The sequence below is a fragment of the Bradyrhizobium sp. genome (genome assembly GCF_049519115.1).
Lineage (GTDB): Bacteria > Pseudomonadota > Alphaproteobacteria > Rhizobiales > Xanthobacteraceae > Bradyrhizobium.
Genome location: NZ_JBEKRB010000059.1, coordinates 1 through 12,549, shown reverse-complemented (window position 1 = coordinate 12,549; position 12,549 = coordinate 1). Strand labels below are relative to the sequence as shown.

Below are 12,549 nucleotides of genomic sequence, written 5' to 3'. Positions count from 1 at the left end.
GAAGCGACGTGACATCCTTGTTGCAATCGGAAGTTTCTGTGGAGCGGCGAGCGCGCGTTGGCTCTTATGTCGACAACATATGTATGTCGTCGACATATGATGGTGGTCATATATTCGGGGAGTTCTTCAGCTTCTCTGCGCGGCGGGGCGCAACGGCCGTTGCTTCGGTCCGACCCGGCGTCCGGTTCGCAGTCGTGCGCGGTGTCAGCATCGTCGCACACGCGTCGACGATACGTTCGATCAACGCCTCGACGTCATTGAGATCGCATTTGCCTTCGGACAGTTTCGTCAGTCGCTCGGTGTCGCGAATGGTCTGGTGCGCCATGGCGAGCGCGAAATGCAGGCCCCAATAGAGATCGGCCTCGCCGCAATCGGGTAGCGACCGGCGCATGGCGGCGGCAAATTTCCGCAAGTGATCGACCTCGCGGTTCTTGATGCGACGGATCGGCGGCACCGATTCAATCGAGGCGCGGATCATGAAATGCGCGGCAGTCGATTGTTCGTTGTCCGGCCCCAGGCAACCGCGCAAGGTCGGGCCGACCAGTGCGCGCAGGATCGCCTTGATATCCGCATGTCCGTTGCGGGCCGCCTCGGCCGCTTTCAGTTCGGTGAGCCGCGCGCGGTTGGTGGCGACGCCCCGGGTGACAAAGAGTTCGGCGATCAGTTCGTCCTTGGAGCCGAAATGATAGTTGACCGCCGCGAGATTGACGCCCGCCGCCGCCACGATGTCGCGCAGCGTCACATCGCCGAAGCCGCGCTCGGCATAAAGCCGCTCGGCGGCATCCAAGATCAGGGCGCGGGTCCGGTCTGAAGGCATGTTTAGCGACCGTGTTGCATTTCAAACAGTTGTATGAAACTATGGTTTGAACGAGGCGCTGTCAATGCGCGAAGGATCCGCCGGGCTACGCCACGGATCGATCCGCGCGCTTTCCGGAGCGATCGTGAAATAAGCTTGCAGAGAGCCGGTGGCGGGCAGAAAGTCGCCGCCAATCAATTCATCAAACGACGGGGAACGCCAATGGACTTCACGATGTCGGAACGCCAGCGCGAATGGCTTGGCCGTGTGCAGTCATTCATCAAAACCAACGTTCGCCCCGCTGTGCCGATCTACCGGCAGCAGGACGAAGAGGGCGCGCGCTGGAAGGTGATCCCGATCGTGGAAGACCTGAAGAAGAAAGCGCGGGCCGAAGGCCTGTGGAACATGTTCATGCCACCGTCGTCGCATGAGGATGACGAATTCCGTGGCGCGGGATTGAGCAATCTCGAATATGCGCTGCTCGCGGAGGAAATGGGCCACATCGGCTGGGCCTCGGAAGTCTTCAATTGTTCGGCGCCCGACACCGGAAACATGGAAGTGTTCATGCGCTACGGCACCAAGGAGCAGAAGCGGAAGTGGCTGCGGCCTTTGATGGACGGCGAAATCCGCTCCGCCTTCCTGATGACCGAGCCGGCAGTGGCCTCTTCCGATGCCACCAATATCGAAACCCGCATCGAACGCGATGGCGATCACTATGTCATCAACGGCCGCAAGTGGTGGTCGTCGGGCGTCGGCGATCCCCGCTGCAAGATCGCGATCCTGATGGGCAAGACCGATCCGAAGGCAGCCCGGCACCAGCAGCAGTCGCAGATACTGGTCCCGCTCGACACGCCCGGCATCACGATCGAGAAACTGCTGCCGGTGTTCGGCTTCGACGACGCGCCGCACGGCCACGCCCAGGTGCTGCTCGAGAACGTGCGCGTTCCCGCCAGCAATATCCTGCTCGGCGAGGGCAGGGGATTTGAGATCGCGCAGGGCCGCCTCGGCCCCGGCCGTATCCATCACTGCATGCGCACCGTCGGCAAGGCCGAGGAGGCGCTGGAGAAAATGGTGAAGCGGTTGTCGTCACGCACCGCCTTCGGCAAGAAGATCATCGAGTTCTCGATCTGGGAGCAGCGGATCGCGGAAGCCCGCACCGACATCGAGATGAATCGTCTGTTGTGCCTGAAGGCGGCCGACATGATGGACAAGGTCGGCAACAAGACCGCCCAGCTCGAAATCGCCATGATCAAGGTCGCGGCGCCCAATATGGCGCTGAAGATCATCGACCAGGCGATCCAGGCGTTCGGCGCCGCCGGCGTGTCCGACGACGCAGGCCTGGCGCGGGATTATGCCTCGATGCGTACCATGCGGCTTGCCGACGGTCCGGACGAAGTCCACAACCGCGCCATTGCCAGGCTCGAACTTCGGAAGTATGCCAACGCTCCGAACTCATAAAATAGCGCCCTCGGGGCGCTCTCAGGGGTAGTGAGCGTGGCCGAGGGCGTCAGGAACGACGAGGAGTTTTCCGGAACCAAACCGGTCGAGGAGCGGCACCGGATCGATGAGGTGTGCCTCCACGACTGGATGGCGCTGCATGTCGAAGGTTTTCAGGGGCCGCTGACCGTCCTGCAATTCAAGGGCGGCCAGTCGAACCCGACCTACCGGCTCAATACGCCCAGCCGTTCCTACGTGATGCGGCGCAAGCCGTTCGGGAAGCTGTTGCCGTCGGCGCATGCGGTTGATCGCGAATTCCGCGTCATCTCCGCGCTCGGCAAGCAGGGTTTTCCGGTCGCCAAGGCCTACGCGCTTTGCACAGACGACGCCGTGATCGGAGCTGCTTTCTACATCATGTCGATGGAAGAGGGGCGGGTGTTCTGGGATCCGACGCTGCCGAGCCAGACGCCAGAGGCGCGGCACGCGATCTTCAAGGACAAGATCGAGACGCTGGCAAAACTCCACACCTACGATCCGCAAGCCATCGGTCTTGGCGAGTTTGGCAAGCCCGGCAATTATTTCGCCCGCCAGGTCGACCGCTGGACCAAGCAATACCGGGCATCGGAAACCCAGCACATTGATGAGGTCGAAAAGCTGATCGAGTGGCTGCCGCGCACCGTGCCGAGCCAGGAACGCGTCTCGATCGTTCATGGCGATTACCGCCTCGATAACATGATCTTCCATCCGACTGAGCCGCGGGTGATCGCGGTTCTGGATTGGGAGCTCTCCACGCTCGGCGATCCCATGGCCGACTTCACTTATCTCTTGATGCAATGGACCATGCCGGGTCTGGCCAATGCCGACCTCAAGGCGCTGAACATTCCGACGCTGGAACAAGCCGCAAAGATCTATTGCGACGTCACCGGCAGCGCGGTGCCCGATTTGAACTGGTACTTTTCCTACAACCTGTTTCGGCTGGCCTGCATCACGCAAGGCATTGCCGGCCGCATCCGCGATGGCACCGCGGCGAGCGCCAAGGCGCTGGAATCGGCCGCGCGCACGGTGCCGCTGTCGAAGGCCTCCTGGGGCTACGCGCAGAAGGCTGGCGCGGTTTAATCGCGCTCTAACTCACCGCCACTTCGTGCGCTCGCGAATCCCGGCGAGCGCAGTCCGTGCGCCGGCGATCACCTCCGTTGTGTCGACAGCCAAAAGCTTGCCGCCGCGTTTGAGAATGCGGCCATCAACCACGACGGTGTCGACATTCTCCGGGGTGGTTGCTTCCAGCACCAGGTGCGCCGGGTCGGTGACGACGGCCATGTTGAGCGCGTTGGGACTGATCATGATCAGGTCGGCGCGCTTGCCGGGCTTGAGCGAACCGACCTTGTCCTCGATCCCCATCGCGCGCGCACCCTCGATGGTGCCGAGTTCGAGCGCTCGTCGCGCGGTCAGCTTGAATTCGCTTTCGGCTCGCGCGTTCTCGGAATCGCGCGCCAGCTTCAAGATACCGAACATGTTCGAGCTTCCGGTCAGCGCCGAGGTGTCGATCGAGATTCCGACTGGAATGCGCTTTGCCAAAATTTCCGAGATCAGCGGAAAGCCGTAGCCGATCCGCAGTTCGGAGCCCGGTGAGGTCGATATCGAAGCGCCCGTCTCCTCGATCATGTCGAGTTCTGCCGGCGTGACGGCCAGCGCATGGACCAGTTGAACGTCCTTGCCTATCAGCTTTGATTTATAGAGCAGTTCGACCTGGTTCACCGCGCGATGCGCGGCCGCCGCCACATGCACCGTGATCGGCAGGCCGAGCTTGCGGGCATTGTCGAATTCCGGTTGATAGACCTCCGCCTTGATCGGCCCGGCGCGAAATTGTCCGCGCCAGCCCATGCCGAGCGAAATGAGGCCCTCGTTGGAGTAGCTGCTCCAGTTTTTGGCAAGCATCTCGATCGGCGCCTGATCGGCCGACTGCGTATCGGGCAGGCCCTGGGGCCAGCCGCAGGAGTGGCGGGCGCGGATGCCGGCGCCGGTGAGCGCACGAATGTCGGCTTCGGCATGCGCGGTGCTCCGCACATTGTGACACCAGGAGTGCACGAAGGTCATCCCGGAATTGATCGCTTCCGCCGCCGACAACCGCGTGCTCTGGAAGATGTCGTCCGGCGTCATCTGCTGGCCGAAGCGGGCAACGGTCGGGAAATAACCGTCCTCTTGCTTGTCGCCGGCAAAACTGCGGAAAATCGTGTTCCACATATGCCAGTGGGTCTCGACCAGGCCGGGCATCACGATCATGCCGCTGCCGTCGATCGTCTCGCCACCACTCACGCCGCGGCCGACGGCGACAATCTCGCCGTCTCTCACATGCACCGAGCCGCCGGCGAAGTCGCCGAAGTCGCGCTCCATCGTCATCACATAGGCGTTGGCGATGGTGAACTCGCCGCGCGCGGGCAGCCTGGTCGAGCCGGAGTCACCGCGCGGCGTCTGCGCCATCAGGGGAGATGAAAATAATCCCGTTGCGCTCCATGCGGCCGCGCCGCCAATGAAACCACGCCTGCAAATCTCGCACATAGCCCCTCCCGGATGGATCGGCGTGCCGCCGACCACTATTGGCGGACCTCATTGTGACTGGGTGTGTCCGCTTGTCGCCTTTTTACACGAATTGGCGACTGTGACGACCGGGCTTCATATCGCAAAGCCGGCACGGACGAGGGCTGTTGTCACAAATCTCCTGTCGTGATTCGTCATATTTTGTGACAGAATTAATAAGGATAAATGTCCGTTCGGTTACACGGAGATGTCGATGCGGTCGGAATTTAAAGCGCGGTCAAATTCCCTGGCCTGGACCAACCCTGTGTCGTGGTGGTGGGCCATGCTGACGCTGGTCAGCGGCGTCAATATCGCGGCGTGGATTTTCATGTACCGCGGGCTTCACGACACCGGGAGTTCGGGCCGAATCCCGGGCATGCAGATCATGCTCCTGCTCAGCGCGGCGTATGTTTTCGGCTGCGCCTTCCGATCGTTGTTGCCGCGCGCCGATGTGCAGCGGATTTGCCTGTTCGATACCTGGCTCTCGAGCGTCGCCGTCGGCCGTTCGGTGGCAACCGTTGCCGAGGTGTGTTTCGCGGCGCAATGGACGATGATCCTGTTGCAATTGGGGACGATGTCGGACGCTACAACGACGGTGTACGCGGCGTGGGTGATCGTGCCGCTGATCCTGATCGCGGAATGCTTTTCCTGGCATGCGGTCGTGACCACCAACTATCTCGGCAACGCCATTGAGAATTCGATCTGGGCAGTGGCCTTCTTGATCGCCGGCGTCGGGATTTGCCGGCTGATTCCGGAATTCGACGGTGCGCTCCGCATCATTCTTGTCGGCGCCGTGGTCGGCATCGTGGTTTATCTGGCCTTTCTGATGACGGTCGACGTACCGATGTACCTGAAGCGCTGGCGGGCGGATGTGGCGAGAGGTAACAGGGGGTTGAAGCCGCTGGAGGGCTTTCGCGACGTCAGCACGCGCTGGATTGTTACGTACGACCTTTCCCAATGGCGCGACGAAATCGCGTGGATGTCGCTTTATTTCAGCGCGGCTGTCTGGGCGAGCCTCGGCCTATGCGTGTTCTACGCGGTCGAAGGTCATATCGCCGGATAATTTCCTTCAGAATTTTTAAAGCAATCGGTCTGCGAGGCGGCGCAAATGCGGTCCAATCCGGGCAGACCGCATTTTGCTTGCGCGATTTGAGATTTCATCTCGCGGAAGGCGTTTTGGCGTCGCAACAGATTCCCATTTCCGTCTCAAATCCGCCCTCGACTCGCAGCATCTTGGCTGCGGGTGGAAAGAAACTGGGGTCATGTTCGGCTAATTAGTATTGGGGATTTTGGCCATGGTACCCGCACAACCGCTACACGAAGCACTCAAAGAAGTTGATGGATCTTCATTTGGACCAGATGATTTTACCGACGACGAATATGCCGACGATGACGTTGTGTCATTGCTTGAGGAGAATGCGCGGCTGCGCAAACTCGTGATCAGACTGTCGGAGATCGTGCTCCGAAACGTCGCAGACGATAAATAAAAAGGCCTGCGAAGCCCTTAAAACAGCCGGCCCGATGCAATTCGGGCGCCTTCGCTGAGAGCGGCAAGCTTCGCCCACACCACGTCTTCCGCCACGCGCCCGGCGCCGGCGGAAGTGTCAAACCCGCAATCCGTCCCGGCCATGACGCGGACGGGATCGCCAAGGGATCGAGCGACGCGCTCGATCCGCTCGGCGACCACTTGCGGATGCTCGACGAAATTCGTCGTTGAATCGATCACGCCGGCGACCACGATCTGGTCGTCGGCGATTGCTTTTCCCTCGAGACATCGCACTTCATGCGCATGGCGGGGATTGGCAAACGGCAGCACCAGCGCGCCGACATTCATGCGGGCGATCAGCGGCAGGATCGTCTCCAGCGCCACGTCGCGATCGTGCGGTCCCTCGTAATTGCCCCAGCAGACATGCATGCGCACTTTTTCGCGCGGAACGTTGCGTAGCGCGACATTGATCGTCGCCACCACGCGCTCGACGAAATCGAGGAAATCGCCGATGGGGCGGTCCTGAAACGAGATGTGATGCTCGAGTGCGAGATCAGGGCAGTCGAGCTGAAGCAGAAAGCCCTGGCCCGCGATCGCTTCATACTCGACCTGAAGCGCGCGGCCGACGGCGGCAAGATAAGCGTCTTCGGTGTCGTAATGTTCGTTTTTGATCGCCGCCACCACGATGCCAGGGGAGGGGGCGGTCAGGAATGCTTCAACGAAGCCGCTTTGTCCGGCGCGCTTGCGCCCATCGAGCAGCTCGCGAAAGTCCTTGCATTCGCGCGTGGCCTCAGCGGCGCCGATATAGTTGATCTCGCCGATCACCTTCGGAGGCGCGAAGTTGCTCACCATCTCCTTGCCGGCGATCTGCTGCTCCAGCGACTGCTTGAAGACCGGATAGTCCTCGACGTCGGCGCGCGGCCAGCGCTTCCATGAACCACCAAAACCGGTCATCCGGTGGCGGACATGAAGGAAGAAGCCCTCGCGCTGCTGTTCGCCGTTATTGCCGATGTCGATTCCGGCCTCGATCTGCTTTGGAACGATCTCTTCTAACGCGGCGTGGCCAGCCTGGTCGATCTCTCTGGAATCGACGCTCTCTCCGCGCGAGCGCATAGCATAGAGCTTCGTCAGGGCAGGGGGGCGCGGCAAGCTCCCGGTGTGGGTGGTCAGAATGCGGTCGTTGCTGCGCTGCATCGAAAGACCCGTGTGAACTGAAGGCGTCGTCTGTGATACTGTCGATTATCTTCGACAACAAGAGCGCGGCTGGTCTGCGCCGTCTGCGAGACTGTAACCGATGCCTTCCACGCTTTATTTGATACGTATGGCGGCCGCAGTACTGCTCGTCGCGATCACCGGCGTTGTGCCCGCTGTGGCCGCGGACCCGTCCGCGCTGGTCGCGCGTGCGATCGACAAGCTTGGTGGGACGAAGAAGCTTTTTGATATCGCCACGCTGTCCATATCTGGAAAGTCCAGGCATTGGGACCCGCAGGAGACGCCGGAGCCTGATGTCGGCAACCGGCTCGGCGGCGAATCCAGATTCACGTTGTCGATGGAGTTCGCGCACGACCGCGCCCGTTATGATTGGGTTCGCCATCGTATCGCGCCGATGAAGCGCACCTTCATCTATTCGGAGGTGTTCGCCGATGGCGTCGGCTATGTGCTAGGCCAAGACAACATCGTGCTGTCGCGGCAGGCGAAAGAGACCGATCCATCCCTGCACACGATGAGCGCATCGCGGGTGATTGCGAACCGGCGCGAACTGCATCGGATGTCGCCGCAGCTTCTGCGCGACATGCAAGGCGCCACCGATCGGCTTTCGGCGCTGCCGAATGAGACCATCGACGGCAAGACGCTTTCGGTTATTTCCTACAAGGCCGACGACGCTGAATGGATCGCGCTGTTCGGCGACGACGGGTTTCCGGCGCGCATCCGCACCGTCGATGCCGATGGCGTCTGGGGCGACAGCAATTACGACATGATCCTGTCGGACTGGCGCGAGGTCGGCGGTATCAAATTCGCGTTCGATCAATCCTTCACGCTGAACGGACACGAAGTTCAGCACATCTATCTGGAGGATATCGTCCTCAATCCTGTGCTCGGCGCGGACTTGTTCAAAATTTCCGACATCGTCACCGCGACCGCCGCGAAACAGAGGGCGCCCGAACAAGTCAATTACCAATGGATGCTGCGGCGGGCCAACTGGGGCTCATTCATCGACTCCGACCAGCTTGCCTATGACCCTGCGGTGGTGCCGGGAAACATCTGGACCGAGGTGAAGCCAGGCGTCTGGCATATCACCGGCGGCAGCCACAACACGCTGGTGGTCGAGATGAAGGACTATCTCGTGGCGTTCGATGCGCCGATCGCCAACGAAATGTCGCGGCTGACGATTGCGGAGGCCGCGCGTCGTTTTCCGAGAAAGCCGTTTAAGTATCTGGTGCTGACGCATCACCACATGGACCACGTCAACGGCGCGCGGGTGTTCGCTGCCAAGGGCGCCGATCTCATCTTCCCGGCAGGCGACCGCGGCTATTTTGCCGCACAAATGCAGGCGCCCAATCGCGTGCGCAACGATGAGCTATGGCAGAAGCCGCGCGATGTCGGGCTGATCGAGGTCGTTGAGAAAATGACGCTCACGGATGGATCGCGCCAGATCGATCTCTATGTGATCAACAGCTCCCACGCCAAGAACTCGTTGGTTGCCATAATCCCCGACGCCGATTTCGGCTGGGTTGTCGATTTGTGGTCGCCGACCCGCGATATCCCGGGCGCGCTCGCGTCGCACCGCGAATTCGTCACGGGCCTGCGCAAGTTCGGCGTCATGCCGACGTTGTGGGCCGGCGGTCACGGCACTGGCGCAGCACCGGTCCAGCCTCTGGTCGAGGCGATCGAGAAGAAATGAAGTTGCAGCGCAGCTTATGATAGCAGCACAATGAAGGCAGCCCATGATCAAGACACTCTTCATTGCACTGACAGTGGCGTTTGCCATTCAGCTGAACAGCGCGGCTGCGGCAACCAGCACCGTTGATAGCGGTGCGAAACCCTACTTGATCCTCGGTGGCCTGGTGGCCGGGCTGCTTTTTCTCTCTTTGGGCATCATCTAACTCGCGCATGGCATTAGCCGCCGTCAGATGGCGGCGCGGAGCCTGCAATGGCCGGTGACCGAGGGCAGGATTCTGTCCGCCTCGGTCAAAACCGGAATGCGCTCGGATTCTGAAGGTTCGGATATGAAAGTCTACCTGCCGGAGGCGAGCTATTCCTACACCGTTGCCGGCAAGGCCTATCAGGGAAACGTCATTCGGTTCGGGATTGAACAGTTTGGTTATGGCGTCGTGGAACGGGCGCAAAAGCATATTGAGCGCTACGAAGCCGGCGCTCCGGTGCCGGTGCACTATGATCCTTATGATTCCGCGGTTGCGGTGCTGGAGCCGGGTGAGTCCGGCGGCATGCGCAATCTGATCGCCGGCTCATTGTTCTTCCTTGTCGGCATTTTCTGTGCGGTATTTACGGTGTGGATCATCGGCCTCGGCACGCAATAACCCCGAAATCTAGATCGGCTTGCCGGTGTATGGCATGGAGGCGGTGAGGCCGCCATCGACCGGAAACGCCTGGCCGTTGACGTAGGATGCTTCATCGCTCAGCAGGAACAGGCCCGTCGCCGCCAATTCATGCGGCTGGCCGGCGCGCTTCAACGGATTGAGCTGGCCGATCTTGTCCTGCGTGCCGCGTTCCTTGGCGCGATCGAATACCGGCTTGGTCATCCCGGTTTCGATCAGGCCAGGACACACCGCGTTGATCCGCACGCCGGTGCCTGTGAGCGAATAGGCCGTGGTTTGCACGAGACTAATGACGCCAGCCTTGCTCGCCGCGTAGGGATGGCCGCTGGCACCGGATTTCAGTCCCGCAACCGAGGCGGTGCAGAGGATCGCACCGGATCCCTGTTTGATCATGTGCGGCGTTGCGTATTTGATGGCGAGGAAAGCGCCGATCAGATTAATGCGCAGGATTTCCTGCCAATGTTCCACCGTCTGCTCGGCGATCGGCACCAATCCGCCGCTGACGCCAGCATTGGCCCAGATCGCATCCAGCCTGCCGTAACTGGAGACCGCTCTGTCGATGTAAGCGATGACGTCCTTTTCGGAACCGGCATCGGCGATGACTGCTTCCGCCGTGCCGCCCGCCTTGCGCACCTGATCGACGGTGTCCTTCACACCCTCGGCGCGATCGACCGCGATCAGTTTCGCGCCTTCCTTCGCAAACAGCAGCGACGCCGCGCGCCCGATGCCGCTGCCGGCGCCGGTAATGATGACAGATTTGCCTTCGAGGCGGCCCATGGTGTTTCCTTGATCAAGTTAGCACGGTTCGCGGCGTTTTCGCCTTGCGGAATTTAGCGGCAAACAATGTTTCAAACGTCGAAGTGACTTGAGACGATACGCTCTCTAACGTACCAAGCGAGACATTATTGAAGGGTTTTCCTAATGTCCAATGCCGACAAACCAGCCGTCGTCACCACACGGTGGTGGTGGGTTCGTCACGCGCCGGTGCGCAGCGACGGCGGCAATATTTACGGGCAGAAGGACATCGCCTGCGACACGAGCGACCGCCACGTATTTGAGGCGGTAGCGAAAATCCTGCCGCGCCAGGCGGTCTGGGTTGCGAGCAGCCTTCAGCGTACGCATCAGACCGCGCAGGCGATCTGGGATAGCGGCTTTCCGAAGCCCGCAACGATGGCGAAAGAAGCAGCCTTCGCCGAGCAGCATCTCGGACAATGGCAGGGCATGAACCGCGCCGCGTTCCTCGCCAGCCGTCCGGCCGGCAGCCACTGGTTTGCCGATATCGGCGAACCGGCGCCGGGCGGCGAAAGCTTTATGGATTTGTACAACCGCGTCTGTCGCGCGATCGGTCGCATCGATGCTGAACATGCCGGACATGACGTGATCGCGGTCGGCCACGGCGGCACGATCAAGGCGGCGATTGCGCTTGCGCTCGGCGGCCAGCCCGAAAAGGGACTGGCCTTCGATATCGACAATTGTTCGGTGACGCGGCTCGATCACATCGCAGGTCCTGCGGTCGACGTCTGGCGGCTGCCGATGGTCAATCAGCAGCCGTGGATGGCGGACGCCGCGCACAAGGCCATGCATCAACCGGCGGGGCCGGAAGTGGCGACAAGCAAGCTTGCTTGATTGTCGTCATTCCGGAGCGGTGCGCCAGCATCGAATTATGATGTGTAATTGCACATCAGAGAATCTCGAGATTCCGGGTCCGGTCCTATCGGACCGTCCCGGAATGACAACAAATCATGGAGGGAGTGGAACATGAGCTTGTTTGATCTCACGGGAAAAGTCGCCGTCATCACGGGCTCCTCGCGCGGCATTGGGCGAGCCATCGCCGAACACATGGCCTATCACGGCGCCAAAGTAGTGATTTCCTCGCGCAAGCAGCAGGCCTGCGATGAGGTCGCCAAAGCGATCAACGACAAAGCCGGCAAGCAAGTGGCGCTCGCGGTCGCCGCCAATATCTCGACCAAGGATGATCTGAAACATCTGGTTGAGGAAACCAACCGCGTCTTCGGCACCATCGATACGCTCGTCTGCAATGCCGCATCGAATCCTTACTATGGGCCGCAGGCCGGCATTTCCGACGATCAGTTCCGCAAGATCCTCGACAACAACATCGTCGCCAACCACTGGCTGATATCGCTCATGGTGCCGCAGATGGTCGAGCGCAAGGACGGCTCGATCACCATCATCTCTTCGATCGGCGGGTTGAAGGGGTCGACGGTTCTCGGCGCTTATGCGATTTCAAAAGCCGCCGACATGCAGCTCGCGCGCAACCTCGCGTGCGAATACGGCAAGCACAATATCCGCGTGAATTGTATCGCGCCCGGCCTGATCAAGACCGATTTTGCCCGCGCACTATGGGAAAATCCGGAAACGTTGAAGGCTTCCACCGCGCGTACGCCGCTGCTGCGGATCGGCGAACCCGACGAAATCGCGGGTGCTGCGGTTTTTCTCGCCTCCCGCGCCGGTACCTTCACCACCGGCCAGACCATCGTGATCGACGGCGGCGCCACGATTAGTTGATGCGGATTTTCGTCGTCCCCGCGAACGCGGGGACCCATACCGCGAAATCTTTCTTAGAGCCGGACTGAAAAAGAAGCTGAGTGATTTCAGCCAGTTGTGATTCCTTCGGATTTGCAAAGATTCGAGGGAGAGCACGATGGCCTGGACTGAAATCACTCGCCGACATTATAGGC

General features: G+C 60.8%; 14 protein-coding genes. 9 read left to right on the top strand and 5 right to left on the bottom strand.

The genetic code is table 11. The annotated features are described in order from the left end of the window. Positions 1 to 106: 106 nt before the first annotated feature. Positions 107 to 817 (bottom strand): TetR/AcrR family transcriptional regulator, encoded by a 711-nt coding sequence (locus ABSE61_RS30365; RefSeq protein WP_423874858.1) that lies wholly within the window; start codon positions 815 to 817, stop codon positions 107 to 109. A gap of 201 nt (positions 818 to 1,018) precedes the next feature. Here ABSE61_RS30365 and ABSE61_RS30360 point away from each other — a divergent pair, with 201 nt between their 5' ends. Both ABSE61_RS30360 and ABSE61_RS30355 read left to right on the top strand, forming a co-directional pair. After that, positions 1,019 to 2,254: an acyl-CoA dehydrogenase family protein gene (locus ABSE61_RS30360; RefSeq protein WP_423874873.1), complete on the top strand. Its 1,236-nt coding sequence runs from the start codon at positions 1,019 to 1,021 to the stop codon at positions 2,252 to 2,254. Positions 2,255 to 2,290: 36 nt separating this feature from the next. Continuing rightward, entirely contained in the window at positions 2,291 to 3,349 is a 1,059-nt protein-coding gene (locus ABSE61_RS30355; RefSeq protein WP_423874857.1) for a phosphotransferase family protein, read from the top strand. A gap of 12 nt (positions 3,350 to 3,361) precedes the next feature. Here the strand turns inward: ABSE61_RS30355 and ABSE61_RS30350 are convergent, their stop codons facing one another. Beyond that, positions 3,362 to 4,789, bottom strand: a complete 1,428-nt coding sequence (locus ABSE61_RS30350) for an amidohydrolase family protein (RefSeq protein WP_423874856.1) — start codon at positions 4,787 to 4,789, stop codon at positions 3,362 to 3,364. Positions 4,790 to 5,021: 232 nt separating this feature from the next. On the opposite strand from ABSE61_RS30350, the gene ABSE61_RS30345 reads away from it, so the two are divergent. Beyond that, positions 5,022 to 5,870 (top strand): hypothetical protein, encoded by an 849-nt coding sequence (locus ABSE61_RS30345; RefSeq protein WP_423874855.1) that lies wholly within the window; start codon positions 5,022 to 5,024, stop codon positions 5,868 to 5,870. Between the two features lie 232 nt (positions 5,871 to 6,102). Next, entirely contained in the window at positions 6,103 to 6,294 is a 192-nt protein-coding gene (locus ABSE61_RS30340; protein WP_423874854.1) for a hypothetical protein, read from the top strand. Between the two features lie 17 nt (positions 6,295 to 6,311). Here ABSE61_RS30340 and ABSE61_RS30335 read toward each other — a convergent pair whose 3' ends face one another. Further along, positions 6,312 to 7,487 carry a uroporphyrinogen decarboxylase/cobalamine-independent methonine synthase family protein gene (locus tag ABSE61_RS30335; RefSeq protein WP_423874853.1) on the bottom strand — a complete coding sequence of 392 codons (1,176 nt, stop codon included), beginning with the start codon at positions 7,485 to 7,487 and terminating at the stop codon, positions 6,312 to 6,314. 100 nt (positions 7,488 to 7,587) lie between these two features. Between ABSE61_RS30335 and ABSE61_RS30330 the strand changes: the two genes are divergently transcribed. From ABSE61_RS30330 to ABSE61_RS30320, 3 genes are read left to right on the top strand one after another with little or no spacing between them, the layout of a single operon-like run. Further along, positions 7,588 to 9,195 (top strand): MBL fold metallo-hydrolase, encoded by a 1,608-nt coding sequence (locus tag ABSE61_RS30330; RefSeq protein ID WP_423874852.1) that lies wholly within the window; start codon positions 7,588 to 7,590, stop codon positions 9,193 to 9,195. Positions 9,196 to 9,238: 43 nt separating this feature from the next. After that, entirely contained in the window at positions 9,239 to 9,397 is a 159-nt protein-coding gene (locus ABSE61_RS30325; RefSeq protein WP_423874851.1) for a hypothetical protein, read from the top strand. Between the two features lie 27 nt (positions 9,398 to 9,424). Beyond that, positions 9,425 to 9,832 (top strand): DUF3592 domain-containing protein, encoded by a 408-nt coding sequence (locus tag ABSE61_RS30320; protein ID WP_423874850.1) that lies wholly within the window; start codon positions 9,425 to 9,427, stop codon positions 9,830 to 9,832. Between the two features lie 9 nt (positions 9,833 to 9,841). On the opposite strand, the gene ABSE61_RS30315 is transcribed toward ABSE61_RS30320, so the two are convergent. After that, a complete protein-coding gene (locus ABSE61_RS30315) occupies positions 9,842 to 10,627 on the bottom strand; it encodes an SDR family NAD(P)-dependent oxidoreductase (protein WP_423874849.1) in 786 nt (261 codons plus the stop codon). A gap of 144 nt (positions 10,628 to 10,771) precedes the next feature. Here ABSE61_RS30315 and ABSE61_RS30310 point away from each other — a divergent pair, with 144 nt between their 5' ends. Further along, a complete protein-coding gene (locus tag ABSE61_RS30310; RefSeq protein WP_423874848.1) occupies positions 10,772 to 11,476 on the top strand; it encodes a histidine phosphatase family protein in 705 nt (234 codons plus the stop codon). A gap of 132 nt (positions 11,477 to 11,608) precedes the next feature. Then, on the top strand, positions 11,609 to 12,376 hold the full coding sequence (locus ABSE61_RS30305; RefSeq protein WP_423874847.1) for an SDR family NAD(P)-dependent oxidoreductase: 768 nt from the start codon (positions 11,609 to 11,611) through the stop codon (positions 12,374 to 12,376). On the opposite strand, the gene ABSE61_RS30300 is transcribed toward ABSE61_RS30305, so the two are convergent. Then, a partial coding sequence (locus ABSE61_RS30300; RefSeq protein ID WP_423874846.1) for a hypothetical protein occupies positions 12,369 to 12,549 on the bottom strand: 181 nt, incomplete at its 5' end. The two genes, ABSE61_RS30305 and ABSE61_RS30300, sit on opposite strands and share 8 nt — an antisense overlap.